The sequence below is a fragment of the Acidovorax sp. GW460-11-11-14-LB4 genome (genome assembly GCF_059423685.1).
Genome location: NZ_JBWKYJ010000027.1, coordinates 20,473 through 40,312, shown reverse-complemented (window position 1 = coordinate 40,312; position 19,840 = coordinate 20,473). Strand labels below are relative to the sequence as shown.

Genomic DNA, 19,840 nt, shown 5'->3' with positions numbered 1-19,840 from the left:
CAACGCCATGCATACGTTACCCACCACCGATCGATTCAGACTACTGCGTGCTTCGCAGCAATTCGCCTACGACCGCGCCCCGGCCATCCGCGCGGTCTATCAGCTTGCAATGATGACGCCGCAGGATCTCCAAGGCCCTGCCGACCTTGCACGGCTCGCCGTCACAAGTAAGGATTCACTGCTTGATAAGCAGCGCCAGTCACCGCCATTCGGTGGGTTTCTCGCTGCCGACGACACATCTATCCGCCGCATTTATGTCTCCCCAGGCCCCGTCTATGAACCCCATTCTTTCGACGAAGACACTGGCAAGGGCTTCTCGCATGTGTTCAGGCAGGCGGGAATCGGCCCCGGTGACCGTGTACTCAACACCTGGTCCTACCATCTTGTTCCAGCCGGCCTATTGCTAGATGCGGGCATTGCTGCCACCGGGGCGACGCTCATTCCCTGCGGGCCCGGCGGCGCCGAGCAACAAGCGCAGCTCATCATGGAACTGGGCATCACCTGCATTTGCTCCTCCACCTCCTTCTTCGTGACCTTGGTCGAAACGCTTGAGCGCATGGGCTACGACCTGCCTTCTCAATGGAAGGTCCGCTCCGCAATGCTGGGCGGCGAACTGGGTGACTGGATGGGCAAGCGCCGCGCATTGGAGCAGAAATACGCAATCCGCACGTTCTCGGCTTATGCCACCGGCGACTTCGGGCTGATTGCTTACGAGGAACTAGGACAACTGGGCTACACGGTCCAGCCTGACCGGCTCGTCCAGATCTGCGACCCGCACACCGGCGCACCCCTTCCGCCGGGCGAACCCGGCCAGATAGTGGTCACCACGCTGGACAGCGGTTGGCCTCTGGTCCGCTTTGGCACAGGCGATGTGGCGCAAGCGCTGGCCCATTCCCCGGATGGTCTCGTCGAACGAATCAGTTTGTTGCAAGGCCGAGTGGGCCAAGGTGTCAAAGTACGCGAAATTTTCATCTATCCACGCAACGTGGAAGAGCTGATCATCCGGATCCCGGCTATAGAACGTGCCCAGATCATCGTTGAAAAAAAGCAGCATCGGGAAACTGCAACCTTGCGCGCGGTGCTAACGCCAGGGGCTTCTCACTACGCCACGCAAAGCGATTTGATCGAAGTGTTCAGGCAATTGACCCGCCTGAGGCTCGACTCAGTCGAGTGGGTAATCCAAGAAGATATGCCCATTGACGCACCCTTGCTGGTTGACAACAAGCAGTGAAATTCTAAAAAGCCATTGGTCTGATGCACCTAGTGGCTATACCGTCGCTTACCTCATGAAACGATAGCAATGATTGAACTCGCAGCCAATCCACTTATTTATCCATTCAAGCCACCATCGTCACGACACTGGGTCGAGATCGCCCCGGGCGTACGCTGGATCCGACTGTCGATGCCATTCCGACTCGACCACATCAATGTATGGGCCATAGATACCCATGATGGCTGGGTGCTGGTAGATACCGGCCTGAATAACCCCGACACCGTGGCCGACTGGCTGGCCCTCATGGCGCACGGGCCGCTGGCACGGCCACTCCAAGGCGTTTTCGCCACACACATGCACCCAGACCACATCGGCTTGGCTGGTTGGTTCACGCGTCGCTTTGGTGTGCCGCTGCACATGAGCCGGCTGGAGTACCTGACCTGCCGCGTGATGCATGCCGACACGAACCGCGAAGCCCCGCCCGACGGCGTGCTCTTCAATAGATGCGCCGGCTGGTCGGAGGCAGCCATTGAAAGCTACCGCAGTCGCTTCGGCAGCTTTGGTAAACATATCCACGCTCTGCCTGACAGCTACCGACGGTTGCAGGACGGCGACCACGTCCAGTTGGGTAAATATGGCTGGCGGATCATCACCACCGGCGGCCACTCACCAGAACATGCCTCTCTGTACTGCCCCGACTTGAAACTGCTGATCTCCGGCGACCAGGTGCTACCGAAGATTTCGTCGAATGTTTCGGTGTTCGCCAGCGAGCCACAGGCCAATCCGCTGAAGGAGTGGTACGAAGGGCTCGACAAACTAATGAGGGATGTTCCCAACGATGTGTTGGTACTCCCCTCTCACAACGAGCCCTTTTATGGACTGCATGAACGCCTTGACTCGCTCAGGTCAGGCCAAAATAGTGCACTGAATCGGTTACGTCAGACATTGACTACCGGGCCTCAACGGATCATCGATACGTTCGCTGCACTCTTTCATCGCTCCATCGGAGAACAGGATGCGCAGCAACTGAGCCTGGCAACAGGTGAGGCAGTTGCTTGCATAAACTTTCTCATCGCACAGGCCACCATAGAAGTCACGATGGACGAAAACGGGGTCGCGTGGCACTCAACAAGATATTGACATTGAAGTGCCGCCCTACGCTCTATGGTGAATCGACCCGGTTGATCTAGACGCCGTCGAGCCTCGAACCGAAGCCCATTGGCAGGTGCAACGGTGTTTCGGCGGCAATCTGCGGAAATCTGACCGAGAAGTCCCCTGAATTTTTATTCGTTTGAGCGACCGTTTTGAGTCGTTATGCACAGTGCGCCGTTATGAGTAGCCCGGTGGGTGTGAACCGCCCCGGGGCGGTTCACCATGCCCATCCGGGATTGGAAAGCTGCCCTGACCCGATTTACCATTCAGTTCGGAGACCGCATCTCCATCAACTGTATGCGTCCGGCCAACCCATCTTGAATCGGATGAATGGGCTGTGATGCAACCAACATAAACTGCTATGTGTCGCATCCCGGACGATCATAGGGTCGCTTGTGGAACAGGTGCGGGTGCTCCTGATACCAATCCTTCATGGCTTGCATCGGCGTCTTGCTCTTGAGTGCTGACTGCGGCAGCTGGTGGTTGTACAAAACCACATAGCGCAGCAAGGTCTGCTCCATGTCCTCGCGGCTGTTGAACCGGTGGGTCTTGAGCACATCGGCAATGCGGCCATTGAATCGTTCGACCATGCCATTGGTTCTCGGTGTTCTGGGCTTGGTCAACCGGTGTTCGATACTCAGTTCTTGGCACAACTGGTCGAACTCATGGTTGCCGCTGGGCTCGCGCTCCCTGCTGGCAAACAGGCGGTCCGTGAACTCCTTGCCGTTGTCGGTCAGCAGCTTGGTGATCCTGATCGGACAGGCCTTGTGCAATGCCCTCAGAAAGGCCCGTGCACTGGCGGCTGTCTTGTTGGCCTTGAGTTGTACGAACACCCATCGCGTGGCCCGGTCGATGGCCACAAACAGGTAGCGCCGTTGCGATTCGTCCTGCATCTGGGGCAGGTACTTCACGTCCATGTGCACATAGCCAGGCTCGTAGCTCTTGAACGCCTTGTGCACAGGCTGTGGCTCCTGGGGCTTGAGGGCGTTGAGGTTGCCCGCCCCATGGCGGCGCAGGCACCGGTCCAGGCCCGAGTGACCTTGCCCCTGTTTCGTGTAGTTCTTAACCCACGATTCACGCGGCCTTTTTACGCTGTGCCTCGTACCAGCGCTGCTCGTATTTCTTGAGCTGCTTCAGCTGTCGCAGCTACACCGTGGTCGGCACCAGTGAAGACCTGCACCGCCTCTTCAGCTTCTACTGGTTCCTGGAAGCCGAGAGCAGGAACACGAGGTCCCGCGAATGGGCTGAATACTTCACGCTCATACGCACTCAAATTGACCTGTTCACCATGGACAAATTCGATGAGGAACTGGTGACCCAGTCCAGAGAGGCCGCCCGCAGCAAGCCTCTGAAATTCTGGAGTCGGTACCGCATCTCGGGAGGCGCACTTGCCTAGCCACGCACAACCATCGATGGCCCCGGCAACCGCCCCTGACGGCGCGCCAGCTGACCTGGTCGTCAGCTCTGCGCCGGGCCCGGCCGGCGCCACCCAAGTCCTGAGCCGTTACCGCGACGACGTGTGGGAGCTGTGGCCCTACTTCGAGCAGTCGAACCTGACCCCCAGCAGCAAGCGCATCGACTGGGCAAACGTTCCTGAGCAATTCAGGCCCGACACCGCAGATCCGGACCGTGTCCGGCCTGCATTGGGCCGGCCGGATGAAAGGCTTTGCCGCCTACGCCGGCGTTGATTGGCGCCTCTCGCCTCACCAACTGCGCCGGGCGTACGCCTGGACCTTCGTGCGGCATCGCCTGGGAAATGTCCTCTTCCTCAAGGAGCAGTTCAAACACTCGAGCATCGAGATGACGCAGCTGTATGCGGCGAACCCTATGCAAGATGACGCGCTGTTTGAAGACCTGTTCACGGAGATCAGTGCCCGAAAAGTCGAGCTGATCGAAGGCTGGCTCCACGCGGATACGCCCCTGGCGGGGCGCGCCGGCCAGCGAATCGTGAGCATGCGGGCCCACGACTTCCCTAGCCGCGAAACTCTCATCGAGGAGACGGCCGATTGGATCAATATCCGCAGCACCGGCCATTCGTACTGCTTGGCCCAGGATGATGGCTGTGGCGGGGCCGGTCTGTATGAGCCGTGGCGGTGCGGCGCCTGCAATGACTCTGTGATCGACAGTTCCCAGCGGATCGCGTGGCAGGCAATACACGCCCACCAACTGGAGCTCCAAGTGGAGGCCCGCGAGTTGGGACCGGCAGCGGTCCAGCGCGTGCAACGAGACCTCCACCGGGTCGAAGACGTCTTGAAGCAGCTGGGGCCGGGGATCGAACCGCTATGAAAGCCAGATGGGACCGACGCCAGGCGCCCGAAGAGGTTCGCGGGCGCAATCGAGACACAACGACCGCCGATCTGTGGGAGGCTCTGGCACGCCTGCAGCGTGCCGAGGCCGTTCCGACGATCACAGCCCTAGCGGTCGAGGTCGGCGTCACTCCAGCGTTGATTCACAACCGCTACCCGGATGTCGCGAAGGAGGTTCGCCGCCTGAGCGGCCGAGAGCCCGGCGCAAGCGAGGACAGCCTCAAGGCGGCGCTCAAACGCGAACAGGAGACTGCCCGTGATTTGCGCGCCGAGAACTTGGACCTGCGCAAGCAGCTTCAGGCCATGGCCTCGGTGAACGAAGCGCTGCGGCAGGAGGTCAGGATTCTGCATGCGACCGGCCACGCGAAGGTCGTGAGCTTCGTGCCCGGGGCACCGACACGCTAGTCGAATAGGGAAGCTGTTTGAGGAACGGCCTTAGCCGGCGCTCGCTCGACCGGCTCGCCGGTGGCTGCCAGGCGCTCAGGCGGACAAGCCTGCATGAAGTCCATCGAGCCTTCGGCGGGCGCGTCCAGCCAGGCGTCGTACTGGGATTCGTCCAGCAGGACGACCATACGCTTCTCTTCGCCTGGGCGGTGATAGTTGCACATGACGGGATGGGAGTCGGCGTTGACCGTCATGAGCGTGAAGGTATGAACGCGCTCTCCTGCAGGCGAATGCCAAGTGTTCCATAGCCCGGCGATCGCCAAGGGGCTGCCGTCGGCCGCGCTGATACGTGTGGGCACGTGCACGTTCGAGCGCCAGTCTGGCTCGTAGATGGCCTCAGCCGGGACAATGCAGTGCTGGGCCTTCTTCCAAGCGGCCTGGAACGGCCTCGCGGTGGCAACTGTTTCGGAGCGGGCGTTGTACGTCAGCTTCACCTTGCGCATATCGGTGGCCCAGAAAGGGATCAGGCCGAACCGCGCGACAACGGCCTCGCGCTCAGGAACCGCCTCGTCGCCCGATTCGAGCTCGGGCGGGCGCCTCACGATGGGCGCAAAGCGTCCTGGAAAGACATCTCGATCGAGAACATCCAAGCCGCTGTCGCGGATGGCTCGAAAGAATTCGCGCAGCCGCGCTGCGTCAAGAACCGAGTGGTAACGAGCGCACATTCTTTGAATTCTGCTTGGCCGCGCGCTCAAGTCCACCCAGGATGCCGCAGTTGACCGCGGCACGGCCAACCGAGCAGCTGCGGTGCAGTGAGCGCAATTCGGCTTCCAACGCCTTCAGCTCCCGGATGCGGACCACGACCTGCTCGATGTGACTTGCAATCAGCTCATCCACGACGCCGCAATTCTCGGAAGGAGCGTCTTTGAAGTGCAGCAGCGTGCGGATCTCAGCCAGCGTCATGTCCAGGCTGCGGCAGTGCCGAATGAAGGCGAGCCGCTGGGCGTGCTCAGCCGTGTAGCTGCGGTAGTTCCCCTCGGTCCGGGCGGGGGACGGCAGCAGTCCCTCGCGCTCGTAGAAGCGGACCGTTTCGGGAAGCGTATTGGTGGCCTTGGCCAGGTCGCCGATCTTCATGGATGAGCCGCCCTTGCAGCGGGCTTGACTTTGTAGTTGCTAGAGGGTTTCCAATTATGCAGTCCGAGGAATACCCATGAGCGCCACCACAAAATTCGAAAGTACCTTTGCCGTTCCGAAGATGGATTGCCCGTCCGAGGAGAACATGATCAAGATGGCCTTGCAAAGCGTCGAAGGCGTGCAGTCGCTCACCTTCGACCTGCCGGGCCGAAAGCTGGTGGCCGTGCATCGCGCGCCGGTCGCCGAGGTGTTGCAGCGTCTCGAACCGCTGGGCTTGGGCGCGAAGCTGGTGCATTCGGCCGCGGTAGACGATAGCGCCGCCGGCAGCTTCAAGAGCACCTTCCATGTCCCGAAGATGGATTGCCCATCGGAAGAGAACATGATCAAGTTGGCCCTGCAAGACGTTCCCGGGGTGAAATCCCTGTCCTTCGACTTGGCCAACCGCAAGCTGACCGCAGTGCATGGCGCTCCGGTGGCGCAGGTCCTGCAACGCCTGGAGCCGTTGGGTCTGGGCGCCAAGCTGCTGGAATCGGACGCGGTCATGGGTGACGACGATGAAATCGACCCGCCTGACAATGCGGCCGAGGCCAGGCTGCTATGGATACTGCTCTCGATCAATGCGGCCATGTTCGTGATCGAGATCGTGATGGGCTTCATCGCTCAATCGACCGGGCTCATCGCCGACTCGCTCGACATGTTCGCCGACGCTGCGGTGTATGGGCTGTCCCTGTTTGCCGTCGGCCGAGCAGCTGCCCTTAAGACGCGTGCGGCTCACACGGCGGGCTGGTTGCAACTGGCGCTTGCGCTCATGGCACTCAGCGAGGTCGTTCGACGCTTCATCGCCGGGAGCGAACCTGTCTCGGGCCTGATGATGGGGATGGGCCTGGTGGCCCTGATCGCCAACGTCATCTGCCTGGTCTTGATATCCAAGAAGCGGGATGCCGGTGCGCACATGAAGGCAAGCTACATCTTCTCGGCCAACGACGTGATCGCCAATGCGGGCGTGATCCTGGCTGGCTTCCTGGTGGCCATGACCGGATCCAACTACCCTGATCTGGTCATCGGCACCGTGGTGGGTCTGATCGTCTTGAACGGTGCCCGGCGCATCCTGAGTCTCAAATGACGAACCTGACAGCCATAGACGATCGGCAGCGCGGGGCAGCATTTGCTCACCTCGTGGAGCGGGCGAGATCCCGAGGACCTGACCGGTGGAAGGTCCTGGAGGCCGCGCACGTGCTTGGCCAAGAGCGCTTCTGGCTTCATCTGCGGAGTCATTGGTACATGCTGGCCCTGGCCGCGCGTGAGCGTGACGTGCGGGAAGCCGCGGGCCAGCTGTTTAGGATCCTGCTGGTGCCGCTTGGCCACCTCTCGGGCAGGCTGCCGCTTGGCAACCCTGGCCGGGCCACGGTCAGTGCCTTCGCGCCAATGCTGTGAGACCGGAACTCGCTGAAATTCTGTCCGCGTCAATAGCACTCACGGCCGAGCACGGTGCGGCAACGCGCTGAATCCAACCACGGCCCTGCGATCTGGTCTAACCAACAAGAACGATGAAGTATGTCAACCGACCAGCTCGCTGGTATTGCCTTGCGCTTGTAGTCTTTGCCGCAGACCAGACTGCCAAGACCTGGATTCATCTGACCACCCTGCTCGGCTGGTCGCGCGAGGTCGCACCGTTCTTCAGCCTGGTCCACGTACTGAACCCCGGCGCGGCCTTCAGCTTCCTGGCCGGCACCGGCGGATGGCAACGCTGGTTCTTCCTGGCCATCGCCCTGGGCGCGTCGGCCTGGCTCGCTTGGCTGCTCGCCAAGCCGGTGCGCAGCCTCGAGGGCTTGGCTTATAGCCTCATCCTGGGCGGCGCCCTGGGCAATGCCTTCGACCGGGCTGTGCGCGGGTCCGTGATTGACTATCTGGACTTCCACCTGCACGGCTGGCACTGGCCGGCATTCAACATCGCCGACATGGCCATCGTTGGTGGCGCCGTTGGTCTCATTGCATCGTCAGTTCTGGGGCACCGCGAGGCAAACACATCCTCTCGAAGGCACACGTAACTGTTGCCGCTTAGCAGTCCCGACAACAAGGGAGCCCCCCAACCCGCGCGTGCAGGCGTGCTCTGCTGTGCGAAACTTCCTGATGACCAAAGGAATCATCGCGCTTGACGCTGACGGAGTCCTCCTGGACTACGGCTTGGCCTATGCCAGCGCTTGGCAGAAGGCGTTCGGCACGTACCCTGGCGAGCGCGATCCGCTCGCCTACTGGCCCATCGACAGATGGGAAGTGGAGCGAGTTGAAGGGGATAGGCTTGATCTGCTTCGGCGGGCCTTCGACAACGAGTTCTGGTCATCGATCCCGCCGGTTCCAGGAGCGATTGAGGCGTGCCACAAGCTCGCCGCGGCGGGCTACGAACTGGTATGCGTCACGGCCTTGCCTGCGGAATTCAGGGCAGCTCGCGAGCACAACCTGAGACTGCACGGATTCCCGATTCACCTGGTCCACGCCACCGACAACGTGGCAACGGCCGCGAGCCCTAAGGCCGACACGCTCAACTCCCTAAAGCCGATCGCCTTCGTCGACGACTACTTGCCGTACTTCGTGGGCGTCGATGCCGCGATCCATCGCGCATTGATTTTGCGTGGGATTACCGGGTCGCCCAACGCGGGCGACCTGTTGGTACACACGGATTCGCATCACGCCGACCTTCTTGCGTTTGCGAATTGGTGGTCGCAGCGCGCTGGTGATAAGTGCCGGTAACAGTTACTGCTGTTGAGAAACCATGATCTCGCAGAACTGCGATGAAGTGCCGGTGCTCAACCTGATGCACAGGCCTGACCCCAAGCGCGCGCCGGACATGCAGGACAAACGTACGGTGGTTCCGCTGGAAAAGGGGGACTGGGACACTTGGCTGCACGGCACCATCGAACGGGCAGAGTCGCTGATCAAGGTGCCACCGGTGGAGCTGTTTGTGCACAGGGCGAAGGATCCGGCGCAGCAAGTCGAGTTACCTGTTGAGTCAGCATGACGCATGCGTGCAACAGCCGGTACTTGCGCCGACTGGACGCAGCGATATAAATTATTGGTTGTCCGGGCTAACGCGAACCCGGCCGCGTCCGGGTTACCTGGCGCATAGCCGAGTGGTGCGATGCCCCGGCGCCCGACCTGTCCGGATATCGGCAACGGGAGTAGCTTCAACACTACCCCTGCTGCCAAATGAACAAGCTGGCCAAACTCCGTATCCAGTCCGCGATCGCCCAACAGGGCTGCTGCTTTTACTGCGGGCTAAAAATGATTGAGCCCACGCTTCCTGAACTTTCGCAATCAAGCGCGCCCACACGGTGGCGTAAGTTCCTTCGGTGCACTGCAGAGCATCTCACTGCGCGCCAACAGCAAGGCCGCGATGTAGCGCCCAACATCGTCGCCGCCTGCTGGTGGTGCAATTCCCGTCGGCACAGGGGACGTGAGGAGAAAGCGCCAGATTCATTGAGATATCGGCAGCGCGTGCAAAGCTTGATGAAAAAGGGGTGCTGGCACCCAGCAGGCAGGCTAGTTGTTGATTTACACGCAAACCATAGCCGGTGAAAATTAACCCAGAATTGCTTATTCAGTTTCAGGCTGATTGCGGCGATCCAAATCAAGGCCATCAGCAACTGCTAGCTGGCTGCACCAGTCACCAGGTGAATCCAACTACTTCCCTGGACGCTTGTTCGCGAGATCTGGCTGGCGCACATGACAGAACTGACCTTGCCCCTGTTTCGTGTAGCTCTTATTGATCCGCCCCCTGTGAACTTGACTCAAGCAGCGTAGCGAACCGGGGCGTGGTCGAAGTACTTTCGAATGCGCTCGGGCTGACGTTGCACGCTGCGCAAGTGTTTGGCCGTGGCCTTCACCAACTGCATCTTCGTGCGCGCCGGGGCCAGCTTGGTCACCGCCTGTTTGATGTCTGCATTGGCCATCTCATCGGGGTTCAACTCCGGGCTGTAGCTCGGTAGGTAGAACACCTCGATGGCGTCAGCGTGCTCTGCCAGCCTGGCCTTGACCGGCTTGGCGTGGTGCACCCGCAGGTTGTCCAGGATCAGGAACAGCTTCCTGCTCTGGCCCTTGATCAGTCGGCGCAGGAAGTCGATCAGAATCGTGGTGTTGAGCGCCCCGTCAAAGCTGCTCCAGCGCATCTGGCCCTTGTTGGTCACGGTGGAGATCACCGACAGGCCATGGCGCTTGTTGTTGACCCGCACCACCGGTGTCTGGCCCTTGGGCGCGAAGCTCCTGCCGCGCACGTCGTCGCTGCGCAGCCCGCTCTCGTCGCCCCAGTGAATCTCGGCTCCTTCAGCCTTGGCGCGTGCGGCGATGACCGGGTAGTCCTCATCGAGCCATTTCTTGACCGCCGCTGGCGACTGCTCGTAAGCCTTCTTCATAGGCTTTTGTGGTGTGAAGCCCCAGCGGGCCAGGTACTTGCCCATGGTGCGCACTTGCAGCCGGATGCCAAAGCGCTGCTCAATGAGTTGGGCCACTGCCGCGCGGGTCCACAGCGCATAGGGCATCTTGAGCTGATCTGGCGTCTTGTCGGCAATGAGCTTTCGCACCAGGGCCTCCTGGTCGGCATCGAGCAAGCGGTTTTCTCCGAACTTGCGTCCGCCAATGGTGTCGTGCAGAGCCTTGGCGCCGTGTGCCGCATGGCGCCTGCAGATGTTGAAGACGCCCGTGCGGCTCAGACCCGTGAGCGCTGCAATCTCGTCGTAGGTATTACCGGCTTTACGCAGTCGGATGACCTGCACGCGGCGCTCGTGCCGCGCTTCGCGGCTCAGCGATCTCATGTCGGTTGCTTGCATGAATCTGAGTTGAGGGCGGTACAGATAATTTCAAATGCACAAAGGCCTGGTCAATAACCCACGGTTCACGCGGCCTTTTTACGCTGTGCCTCGTACCAGCGCTGCTCGTACTGCATCGGGCTGAGGTAAAAACTCCAGTTTTCAGGGGCAACCTCAGTCCAGCAAGTACAGCCTGGGCTGGATTCCATTCAAGGCTCGGGCGTTGCAATACAAGGCTCCAGGAGCTGGATACGGGGCTTGTCCATGGGGATGAGGACGGCGTCGTAATGCATCGCTTTACAGAATCTATAGTTAACTGAATTTTTAGGGCTCATTCTATAGTCTAGTATTCATCGCGAGCGATAGATGGCTATACTTATCTAAAGATTCGTTGTTTTTTCTTTAGTTTACTTATGAAAACCGTTGGTCAGTTCGCTGCTGCACTGTCAGCCGCCAAGCAAGAGCAGGGGGTGACCCTGGCGGCGCTGGCAACCAACACGGGGCTCACGCCACTGGCCGTGCGGCAGATCCTCGATGGCAAAGTCTCCCCGCGCATCAGCAATGCCATGGCGCTGGCGTCCGAGCTGGGCCTTGAGCTGGTTCTGATGCCCAAGACGGCTGCTGCATCGTTCGAATCCAAAGGGGGGGAGCGCACCTTGCTGAGTCCGCTGGAACGGCAGCTGGGAGCGCCATCCATTGGAATCGTGGGTGACCAGAATTCGGAAGTGAAGGAGGGCCGATGAAATACCGCGCGCTGGATGTGTACCTTGGGGAGGGTAGACGCCAGTGGCGCAGCGCGGCAGAAAGCGATCAGCCAAGGCGCAATTAAGCTGTATTTAAAAGCAGGCTGTATGTTTATACTGCGCTACTGGTAGTGTATTGACACTGGTTGATACCCATATATAGTGTTTCATAGCACTCGCCATCGCGGAGTGCTAGAAACAACCAGTTATCCCCAATGCCCCACAATGTGCGCAAGCCCTTTCAGATTCTCGCCCTCTCTGGTGGAGGCTTCCGAGGGCTGTACACCGCAAAAGTCATAGCGGATGTCGAGAAAGAGATCGAAGCGCCGCTTGCATCGCGTTTCGATCTGATCACAGGTACTTCAATCGGTGGGATCCTGGCGTTGGCACTTGCCCTTGAGATTCCGGCGCAAGATATCGTAGACCTGTTTGTCGACCACGGGGAGGAGATTTTCGACAAGCGCTGGTCACTCTTCGGATTCTGGCGGTCGCCTTATTCACCGGAGCCGCTGAAGAAGCTACTGTCTGACTCCAAGCTATTTGGCGACCGGCTCTTGGGTGCATGCAAACACCCTGTCATCATCCCGAGTCTGAATTACTCTACCGGTGAACCGGTAGTTTTCAAGACGCCGCATCATGTCGATTTCAAGCGGGATCGCCATTTCACCATCGTAGACGTCGCGATGGCCACCAGCGCAGCCCCGGCGTACTTCCCAAGACACTGCTTCAACAACAGCCAGTATGTCGATGGCGGCTTATACGCCAATGCCCCCGGGCTCCTTGGTTTGCATGAGGCCCACAAGTTCTTCGGCCAGGACATCGACAACGTCCGCCTGATGGCGGTCGGCACGATGTCGTCGCGCTTCACTGTGGACCCCAGACAAGACCGGCAAGGTGGGGTCCGAGACTGGGGCGGCGGGTGGCCGATCAAGATGTCCCGGCGTCTCTTCGGCCTCTCCATTTCGGCGCAGGAGGTCTTGAGCGATTTCATGCTGACGCACCGCCTGGGAAAACACTACTGCCATGTAGACGACGAACTTCACGACGAACGTGCCCGTGCTGTTGCATTGGACATTGCAGACAAAAACGCCCGCGAAGTTCTGCTGAGCGCAGCTACCCAACGCTCCAAAGTTTGCATCAGCAAGCCGGAATTCCAAACCTTTTTGGAGCATTCGCCCTCCAAACCGATCTTCTTCCACGGCGAGAACGCACGCACCTGAGGCCCAAGAAACATGCTCAAACTCAACCGCCTGCTCTTCGCTACTGCCGAAGAAGTGTTCATCAACAGTATCGAACCTACCAAGGACCAGCGCCGGGTGCTGGTTGAAGCCAAGAACGAGATCCGCGATCACTTGAGGCCACGAATCCGAGAAGCGACGATCAAGGCGCTGGGCATGGACAAGGCCGTCACCCCGCGTTTCCGGACACAAGGCTCGTGGTCGTACCAAACCTGCGTGCAGCCAGCCTGGCATCCGCCCCAGGAAATGGACTGGGACTTCGGTGTCTACCTGCCAGTGTCTGTGTGGGAGGAAAGTGGGCCTCCGCACGCCATGGCCCAGCTCTACTTCAAACTGGTCGAAGGCCTCTTGAAGGATCTTTGCAAAGAAAAGGGCTGGAAGCTGTACAGCGGCAAGGACACATGCATTCGGGTGCAGATAAATGCCTGGGCGCATATCGATATCCCGTTGTACGCGGCGCCGGAAGCACAGTTTGCGCAAATCGTCGAGAAACGCGTGTTCGATGCGGCCGCGAAATCGGACGCACGTGAAGCGCTCGCCGCAGAATTTGCAGAAGAGGATTTCACCCTGCAGCAGTGGGAGGACATGGTCGACATCATGATGGCGACGCGCTCGGGCGAATGGAAACCGTCGGACCCCGAAGAGGTATCTCGGTGGTTCCTTGACCGTGTCGAGGAGCACACCGAGCAACTGCAGCGCGTGTGCCGTTACCTGAAGGCCTGGCGTGACCTGCACTGGAAGGCCGGCGACGGCCCCACTTCAGTGTGCATCATGATCGCCGTGGCGCAAGCCTTCGAACCCAAGCGTGGGCGCGACGACGTGGCGCTTGAGAGATCCGCACGGGCGTTGTCGATCGCGCTGAAGGGCAACGTGCACGAGCCCGCTATCGCAGAAGGCAAGGAAGATTTCAACAAGCGCCTGGATGCCAATGGCCGCCAACACGCATCGACCCTTGCTGCAACACTGGCTTCCCAGATCCAGGCAGCCAGAATGAAAGCATCGCACTTGGCCGGTGACGCGATCGATATCCTCCGAGCACAGTTGGGCAGCCGCGTGCCCTACCGGACGGACCTGGTTGAGCCGGACAGCGGCGACGACGTCGTCCGGCTGGTCGGCGCAGATCGGGTATCTCGCCCAGTAGTGAATTCGACAAGCGCAGGCTGAGCAATGCCGGAGGCTGCGGCATCGCTCCTTGGCGAGGCGCTCCGGCTGCTGAGGTCGCGCGGCTTCACGCCCAGCGGCTATCGGCGAGGCACGCGGTCATTCGATGGAGCACTTCCGTGTAAGGGCGGGCCGATCAAGGTCAGGCTCAGCGTCACCGACTGGGACTTTCTGACCTACCCCTCGATCAGGATCCTCGATCACCTCGATGTCCTGCCGCCCCTATCGCCGCACGTGTATGCATCGGGAGGTCTGTGCTACTTTGCCTCTGGCGCAGTGGTGTTGGACCGGTTCGATCCGGCAGAATCGATTGCGCAGTGCCTGGACCAGGCGCAACTCGTGCTGGATCGCATCCGGCATGACCCTGATTTCAGGCACGACGACATCCAGGACGAATTCCTGCAGCACTGGTCGCACGGCGAATCCTCCGCCGTCTATTCGGTGCTGATCGGGAACGTTGACCGAACGACCCAGTCGTCGAACTACTGGTTCTTGGACATTGCAGGTGCTTCGCACGCCGTTGTCGCCGACAACAAGGAGGAAGTCGAAGCGCTTGCCTTGGCGTTAGGGGCCCAGCCTCCCAAAGAGACGAAGTGTCCGTGCTGGCTGTTCGCAACTCAGACGCGGCCTGCGGTACCGAAAGCAATCCCGGCGACCATCAAAGAGCTATTCGCGTGGCTCCAGGCATGGGATCACCGGCTGTACCAGCAACTTCAACGCGTGCTCGAACGCGAGACACAGTATCTCAAGTACTCCATCGCAACGTTCGCCATCCACACACCGCTGGGGTGGCTAGGGTTCGGTTTTGATCTGGATCCGCTACATCGGCTTGGCGCTGCCAGGAAGCCTAGGCTCTATCGCCAATTTCTCCACACGAGAGGGGGAACGAGCAAGATCAGTAGGCTGGCGATCACCGAGTTCGGCCCGGACTTCGTCCACAGCCGCAATCTGACGTTCCCCGACCTGAAAGGAAAGAAGATCACCGTAGTCGGCTGCGGTGCCATCGGCTCGCATGTTGCACCGGGTCTCGTGCGGCTGGGCGCCGGCACGGGTGCAGGATGTCTGGACCTTGTGGACTACGATGACATGAAGCCGGAGAACCTTGGCCGGCATGTGCTGGGCTACCCTGCGCTCTTCAAGAGCAAAGCCGAAGCATTGGCCGAAGAGCTCAAGCGACAGTTCCCATTCGCAAAAATCCGGGCCCGCGTCCGCAGTGTCAAGGGACTCCCAGACCTCTTCGATGCGGATCTGGTGATTGATGCAACTGGCGAGGAGATTGTGAGCGAGATGATCAACGCCATGCGCCTGGACAAAGGCACTGAAGTACCGGTGCTCCACGTACGGATCCGGGGGAACGGGGAATGCGTCCAGACTTTCTGGGCAGAGGGGCGCCGCCTCGGATGCTTCCGATGCCTGTTGCAGGCTGAGCACAATCACTATCGGCAGGAGCGCTTCCCGGTCCTGAAAGAGCTGCCCACGCGCAAACAACTGGGCTGCAATGGCTTCACGCCGTACGCGGTCAGCGCACCGATGGCTGCGGCGGCGCTGTGCTTGGAAGTTGTAGTCGACTGGCTTCAATACGGACGGGCAAGCCCGCGATTCCGAACCAGCGCGATGGCCAATGCGAACGTCTACGGCGTCAAAAATCAGGACGTCTCTCGATTGGCTGCCTGCCCCGCTTGCGGGCCTCGTGATGCTCAAGCCACTGCCATTCGGCCGTAATGGCGCGATGCTGCTCATTGAGCCGCAATTATTGGAGCGGCTATTGGGCCTCAGGCAGCTGACGGCGTCCGCACCCGAGGCTGGCGGCATTCTGATGGGCTACCGCCGCGGCCCCCACACCCACGTGACAGAAGCTACCTTCCCGACGGCGGCAGATGTTCAGCGGCGTTTCGGATTCTTCCGTCATGCCACACATCACCAGCGGGTGTCGCGGCGTCGTTGGAAAGAAAGCGGCGAGACAATAGACTACGTCGGCGAATGGCACACGCACCCTGAAGACGCCCCCTTGCCATCAGGCGTCGACCTCAAGCACTGGCAGGACATCGCGCAGGGGGTTTCTAAACCGATGGTCTTCTTGATCGTCGGCCGAGTTTCTAACTGGTGCGGAGTCGGTATGGGGGCAGAATTGACATGCGTCTCCGACATGTAGGCCTCAATTCAAATCGCCGACCAATCAAAGATTGCCCCCCTCCAAACGGCTCCATATTGGTGATCGTTTTTACAGCGTGCGTCGGAACTCGAAATGACCGCCGGATTCACGACTGGTGAAATAGTTGCCGCTGAGGCGATCATAGGTGGCGACATCGACGACCAAAGACGCGGCTCCCTGGTAAACCATGTTCTGCCCGGGCGATTGATACTTTTCCCTCACCTCGTAGATGTAGTGGAGCAAGGGCCGCGCGGATTCCGGATCTTTCTTGACTGAAAGCGCTATGGTGCGCGACTCAGATCGTGGGGCATCCATCTCAATAGAAAGCGTGAAAAAATTCTGTTTGATCGACACGGTACCCAGTGCAAGACCAGTTTTTCCATCCTTTACCCAGTCAATGGATGCAGCCCAGGTTCCGTTGAGATCGGGATAGAGCCATTGATTGAGACGGGGCACTTTTTCCCATATCCAGCGCCAACCAACGTAGACGAAGAACAGTAGTCCGAGATCGATCACTACCGCACCGCTAAACACGCGAAGGAAGCTGACCTCAATACCTAGCCGTTCCATTCCAAGCGCCACAAGAAAAGCCAGCAGCGCATACAGTCCAGCTAGCATCGAAATCACTTTTGTCATCGGAAGAAGGCTAAACATCACGCCACCTTTCCGTGCTCAAAAACTATCGGGCCATATTGCTTCGACACAACTCCCGTGCAAATCACGCCCTCAAGGCAAGACCCGAAGGCAGCTGCAAGGTAGCGCCCACCGAACCTCAGTCCGTTCGCAGGAGTCTCCACTTGCGCGGAAATCGCGGGTGAAAAATAGACTGACACCTGGATGAGCGCAAGAGCTGTGTCAACGACGTGAAATCCATCGTGAAAAGGGCTCCCCTCCCGCGAGATATTCATCAAGACTTCAAATGTGGTTTTGTCATGGATGCCCCTTGGCTGTTCACTTCGCATAGGGAGGATTGGTATCGTAGACACGCCATCCCACACAATGACCCCCAGTCCAGAGAACGTTGTGTCAACCTGGGTATGAATCCTATGGAGGAGCGCCTTGAGCTTAGTTTTAGGCTCCATGGACTCTGGGGGCTTAGAAATCATGTGATTGGGTGGGCACGAGTTGCGTGGCGTATTGTCCGCCAGTATCTCCCGCATGCTCGTAGCGAACGCCAGTAGGCTTACGCCACATCTCGTGGTAGATCTGATGTTGGCCGGAGCACAGGAACCATTTTTATACCCAGCAACTTTAACCGGCACCATACCCTGGTCTGGTCAAGTAGACACGGAACGCATGGTCACCTTGCAGTGTACTTTGTGGTCAAGTGCATCTAGCTTCCGCAGCAATATACCTCTGCCGTCACATGCCTCCTGTATGGCCACTAAGACAATTGCTTTTAAAACGGTTGGTCCTGTGGGTAATCGTCAATTTAGTCACTTTTGCTGCATCACTTAATTGATGTCTCACTTTTTAGGTTCAGCCGACGAGTGAATTACGCCCTGTCGTCATAATTTATGTGTTTGATGGTGCTGTAAATGCCGTCGTGGCCCCCTCGAAGTTCTAGGCGCTGAGGAGGTCGGGTTCGTCGGGGGCGGAATATCAGCATCGGCGGCAAGCCGCCTCCGCAGAGCAGTTGAAGGATTTTAGTCAGATGATTATTCGCGATATTTGACTAGAAGATGTCGCTTGTATTAATTCAGAGGTTTTAAGTCGACTCGGTTGAGGCGGTGTAATCGGGCTATCTGCTCTGGGTCTGTGTTAAAAGATTCACGAATTGCTTGACGACTTAATCCGCTTGAAAGCAAATCGATTGCAGAGCGCGCGTGTTCCCTGTTACGGGAAGTCGTGTTGAGCCCTGCCGCTAGCAGAACTGTTGTAGGCGTCATATTTGTCTCTGCAAGAGCTAACGCTTGTGCTGCCCACAGTGCCAATCTACGATCTTTGTCGGCGTTGATTTTGCTTATCATCGTGTGCAGCCTACTGCCGGGTGGGGTTGCTCTGGTAATTGAAGAAACTCCTCTTGATGATAGTTGAGAAAGTCTTGATCTGGTGATCTTATGAGGGCGCCGTTCTATGCGAATCGCCTTCATTAATGCGAATACGAGGTCTCTTTCAATGTCATCTATTTTTGGATTTTTATGTTCTTTTTTTCTGTTGGTGGGAGTGCTCAAATTTTTGGAGGCAGGGATTTTTGCTGATGTAAGTTTGGTGATCGGTTTGAGTGGGGGGGCTGTAAAATCTGATGGGCTTAATTTTGCGGTGCTTATCAGCCAGTTCTGGTCCCTTATAATTGCTCTAAAGAGGGGGCGCGATGCACTGGCGAATATTTTTTTAAAATCTCCATTTTTTTTTAATAGTCGACCTAACTTCTTTCTATCGCTCTCAATCGGCGGCAGTGTTTTCAACTTTGGACACCATCTTTTAATCGAATCTGGATGATGGATCCTCAGGAGCCAGTAGAGTCGAGGGTGAGATCTCTGGAATTTCGTAGCCACCTCGCCTGGGTATGCTTTTGAAAAGTTCAGGAGGACTTCTTCGGCGTGCTTCAAACCGTAGACGTACTTCGGACTCCTTTGCTTGATGTGAATGCCGACAGTTCTATTTTTTGAAATTAATAGTGCGGATTCGTCGAAGGTTAGTCCAGCGGCAGTGAAGAGGGATGCAAAGTCCTCAGCTTTAAACCTCCCCAAATCCAGATTGAGTCTGAGATGGCAGTCGCTGCTCGGCGGCGCGATAACGAATTTGTGAGGAGAAATGCTGATTGGCTTACCGTAAACTTTGATAAGAGATTTGATATATCCTGTGGAGAAGTCATGCGGCGATAGTCCAAGAGCTTCGCTGGCGGCGGACTTGACTTGAGCGTGCGACCACAGTGAATTTTTAGAAAAAATTGAATCCGCACAAAATTTACTCAATCGCTTGAAGGCACTGCTTACTGGCGATTTTCTGACCGGCAATGACCGTAGATCCGCGCCGCATTCGCAGACGATGGGCATAGGTCGAAGTACCATTCTGTTAATTGGCACAACAAGCATTTTGCACTTGGGGCATGAAATTCTTAACCATTCTTCATGAACTGTGCATGTCAATGCGGGCTGCATCTGATGAATTCGATGAAGATAGGGCTCACCGTATTTTTTGAAGTCCTCATCAAGACAGGATGGACAGAAACGCACAGCGGGTTGGTGATTGCAAGGAATGAATCCAAGGGACCGAAGTCTCCCACTTCGTGTTCCATACCCCGCTGTCTCTAGGTTCAGCGGTCTCTTGTGAGCCGTGTTGAATACTCGAAAGAATTGACTTGTAGTTAACCTATCGGTGACTTCATTTCCTGGTAGCCCCATTTGATCGGTGATGAATGCTACGACTGCAGGATGAGGCGGGCTTGCCTGATAAATTGAAAGATTGGGACTGAGGTGGGCTACAGAATTTGATATTTTTCGAAAAACACTCTCACCATTGTGAACTACAAATCTTGTGAGAACCGAGCACAGAACTTCGTCTGGGTAAGGGGTGGGAACGTATGGCAGGAATACCATGAAGGGGCTTAGAGAG

The 19,840-nt window shown here is 58.2% G+C and carries 21 protein-coding genes and 2 pseudogenes; 16 read left to right on the top strand and 7 right to left on the bottom strand.

Features of this window, described 5'->3' with window-relative positions; genetic code table 11:
• The first annotated feature begins 7 nt into the window (after nucleotides 1–7).
• Together AC07X4_RS12040 and AC07X4_RS12035 are read left to right on the top strand one after the other, a co-directional pair.
• The gene (locus AC07X4_RS12040; protein ID WP_056642827.1) at nucleotides 8–1,231 is read left to right on the top strand and encodes a phenylacetate--CoA ligase family protein; all 1,224 of its coding nucleotides are present in this window, start codon (nucleotides 8–10) and stop codon (nucleotides 1,229–1,231) included.
• A gap of 69 nt (nucleotides 1,232–1,300) precedes the next feature.
• Nucleotides 1,301–2,353, top strand: a complete 1,053-nt coding sequence (locus AC07X4_RS12035) for an MBL fold metallo-hydrolase (protein ID WP_056642830.1) — start codon at nucleotides 1,301–1,303, stop codon at nucleotides 2,351–2,353.
• A gap of 371 nt (nucleotides 2,354–2,724) precedes the next feature.
• Here the strand turns inward: AC07X4_RS12035 and AC07X4_RS12030 are convergent.
• Nucleotides 2,725–3,399 (bottom strand): annotated as a pseudogene (locus AC07X4_RS12030) (DDE-type integrase/transposase/recombinase); the annotation flags it as partial.
• Nucleotides 3,400–3,518: 119 nt separating this feature from the next.
• Between AC07X4_RS12030 and AC07X4_RS12025 the strand changes: the two are divergent.
• From AC07X4_RS12025 to AC07X4_RS12015, 3 genes are all read left to right on the top strand, one after another.
• Nucleotides 3,519–3,761, top strand: coding sequence for a hypothetical protein (locus tag AC07X4_RS12025; protein WP_056642833.1), 243 nt, complete (start codon nucleotides 3,519–3,521; stop codon nucleotides 3,759–3,761).
• A gap of 233 nt (nucleotides 3,762–3,994) precedes the next feature.
• Nucleotides 3,995–4,651 carry a site-specific integrase gene (locus tag AC07X4_RS12020; protein WP_108499779.1) on the top strand — a complete coding sequence of 219 codons (657 nt, stop codon included), beginning with the start codon at nucleotides 3,995–3,997 and terminating at the stop codon, nucleotides 4,649–4,651.
• Nucleotides 4,648–5,076, top strand: coding sequence for a hypothetical protein (locus AC07X4_RS12015; RefSeq protein WP_020228498.1), 429 nt, complete (start codon nucleotides 4,648–4,650; stop codon nucleotides 5,074–5,076). The genes AC07X4_RS12020 and AC07X4_RS12015 overlap by 4 nt, the downstream gene beginning before the upstream one ends.
• Here AC07X4_RS12015 and AC07X4_RS12010 read toward each other — a convergent pair.
• Nucleotides 5,073–5,780 (bottom strand): SOS response-associated peptidase, encoded by a 708-nt coding sequence (locus AC07X4_RS12010; RefSeq protein ID WP_082564899.1) that lies wholly within the window; start codon nucleotides 5,778–5,780, stop codon nucleotides 5,073–5,075. The two genes, AC07X4_RS12015 and AC07X4_RS12010, sit on opposite strands and share 4 nt — an antisense overlap.
• On the bottom strand, nucleotides 5,752–6,189 hold the full coding sequence (cadR, locus tag AC07X4_RS12005) for a Cd(II)/Pb(II)-responsive transcriptional regulator (RefSeq protein WP_020228496.1): 438 nt from the start codon (nucleotides 6,187–6,189) through the stop codon (nucleotides 5,752–5,754). Before cadR ends, AC07X4_RS12010 begins: the two co-directional genes overlap by 29 nt.
• A 76-nt stretch (nucleotides 6,190–6,265) precedes the next feature.
• Between cadR and AC07X4_RS12000 the strand changes: the two genes are divergently transcribed.
• The 6 genes from AC07X4_RS12000 (at nucleotide 6,266) to AC07X4_RS11975 (ending at nucleotide 9,762) form a co-directional block, all read left to right on the top strand.
• Complete coding sequence (locus AC07X4_RS12000) at nucleotides 6,266–7,312, top strand: cation transporter (RefSeq protein ID WP_056642836.1); 1,047 nt, start codon at nucleotides 6,266–6,268, stop codon at nucleotides 7,310–7,312.
• Nucleotides 7,309–7,623, top strand: coding sequence for a DUF3703 domain-containing protein (locus AC07X4_RS11995; RefSeq protein WP_020228494.1), 315 nt, complete (start codon nucleotides 7,309–7,311; stop codon nucleotides 7,621–7,623). Before AC07X4_RS12000 ends, AC07X4_RS11995 begins: the two co-directional genes overlap by 4 nt.
• Before the next feature lie 113 nt (nucleotides 7,624–7,736).
• On the top strand, nucleotides 7,737–8,237 hold the full coding sequence (lspA, locus tag AC07X4_RS11990) for a signal peptidase II (protein WP_020228493.1): 501 nt from the start codon (nucleotides 7,737–7,739) through the stop codon (nucleotides 8,235–8,237).
• A gap of 82 nt (nucleotides 8,238–8,319) precedes the next feature.
• Nucleotides 8,320–8,937 carry a 5' nucleotidase, NT5C type gene (locus AC07X4_RS11985; protein WP_020228492.1) on the top strand — a complete coding sequence of 206 codons (618 nt, stop codon included), beginning with the start codon at nucleotides 8,320–8,322 and terminating at the stop codon, nucleotides 8,935–8,937.
• Nucleotides 8,938–8,959: 22 nt separating this feature from the next.
• Entirely contained in the window at nucleotides 8,960–9,205 is a 246-nt protein-coding gene (locus AC07X4_RS11980) for an SOS response-associated peptidase family protein (RefSeq protein WP_199227788.1), read from the top strand.
• Between the two features lie 188 nt (nucleotides 9,206–9,393).
• Nucleotides 9,394–9,762: an HNH endonuclease gene (locus tag AC07X4_RS11975; protein WP_082564900.1), complete on the top strand. Its 369-nt coding sequence runs from the start codon at nucleotides 9,394–9,396 to the stop codon at nucleotides 9,760–9,762.
• 212 nt (nucleotides 9,763–9,974) lie between these two features.
• Here the strand turns inward: AC07X4_RS11975 and AC07X4_RS11970 are convergent, their stop codons facing one another.
• Nucleotides 9,975–11,009, bottom strand: coding sequence for an IS630 family transposase (locus AC07X4_RS11970; RefSeq protein WP_056642839.1), 1,035 nt, complete (start codon nucleotides 11,007–11,009; stop codon nucleotides 9,975–9,977).
• A 392-nt stretch (nucleotides 11,010–11,401) separates the two neighbouring features.
• On the opposite strand from AC07X4_RS11970, the gene AC07X4_RS11965 reads away from it, so the two are divergent.
• The 5 genes from AC07X4_RS11965 (at nucleotide 11,402) to AC07X4_RS11945 (ending at nucleotide 16,282) form a co-directional block, all read left to right on the top strand.
• Nucleotides 11,402–11,731 (top strand): helix-turn-helix domain-containing protein, encoded by a 330-nt coding sequence (locus AC07X4_RS11965; RefSeq protein ID WP_056642842.1) that lies wholly within the window; start codon nucleotides 11,402–11,404, stop codon nucleotides 11,729–11,731.
• Nucleotides 11,732–11,946: 215 nt separating this feature from the next.
• Nucleotides 11,947–12,951 (top strand): CBASS cGAMP-activated phospholipase, encoded by a 1,005-nt coding sequence (locus AC07X4_RS11960; RefSeq protein WP_056642845.1) that lies wholly within the window; start codon nucleotides 11,947–11,949, stop codon nucleotides 12,949–12,951.
• A 12-nt stretch (nucleotides 12,952–12,963) separates the two neighbouring features.
• Nucleotides 12,964–14,133: a CBASS cGAMP synthase gene (locus AC07X4_RS11955; RefSeq protein WP_056642848.1), complete on the top strand. Its 1,170-nt coding sequence runs from the start codon at nucleotides 12,964–12,966 to the stop codon at nucleotides 14,131–14,133.
• Nucleotides 14,134–14,136: 3 nt separating this feature from the next.
• On the top strand, nucleotides 14,137–15,852 hold the full coding sequence (locus AC07X4_RS11950) for a ThiF family adenylyltransferase (protein ID WP_056642852.1): 1,716 nt from the start codon (nucleotides 14,137–14,139) through the stop codon (nucleotides 15,850–15,852).
• Nucleotides 15,824–16,282 (top strand): Mov34/MPN/PAD-1 family protein, encoded by a 459-nt coding sequence (locus AC07X4_RS11945; protein WP_158276489.1) that lies wholly within the window; start codon nucleotides 15,824–15,826, stop codon nucleotides 16,280–16,282. Before AC07X4_RS11950 ends, AC07X4_RS11945 begins: the two co-directional genes overlap by 29 nt.
• 69 nt (nucleotides 16,283–16,351) lie before the next feature.
• Here the strand turns inward: AC07X4_RS11945 and AC07X4_RS11940 are convergent, their stop codons facing one another.
• From AC07X4_RS11940 to AC07X4_RS11930, 3 genes and pseudogenes are all read right to left on the bottom strand, one after another.
• A complete protein-coding gene (locus AC07X4_RS11940) occupies nucleotides 16,352–16,918 on the bottom strand; it encodes a Cap15 family cyclic dinucleotide receptor domain-containing protein (RefSeq protein WP_156391408.1) in 567 nt (188 codons plus the stop codon).
• Between the two features lie 1,058 nt (nucleotides 16,919–17,976).
• Entirely contained in the window at nucleotides 17,977–19,281 is a 1,305-nt protein-coding gene (locus AC07X4_RS11935; RefSeq protein ID WP_233250702.1) for a hypothetical protein, read from the bottom strand.
• Between the two features lie 84 nt (nucleotides 19,282–19,365).
• Nucleotides 19,366–19,824: pseudogene (locus AC07X4_RS11930) on the bottom strand (TniQ family protein); the annotation flags it as partial.
• Nucleotides 19,825–19,840 lie beyond the last annotated feature (16 nt).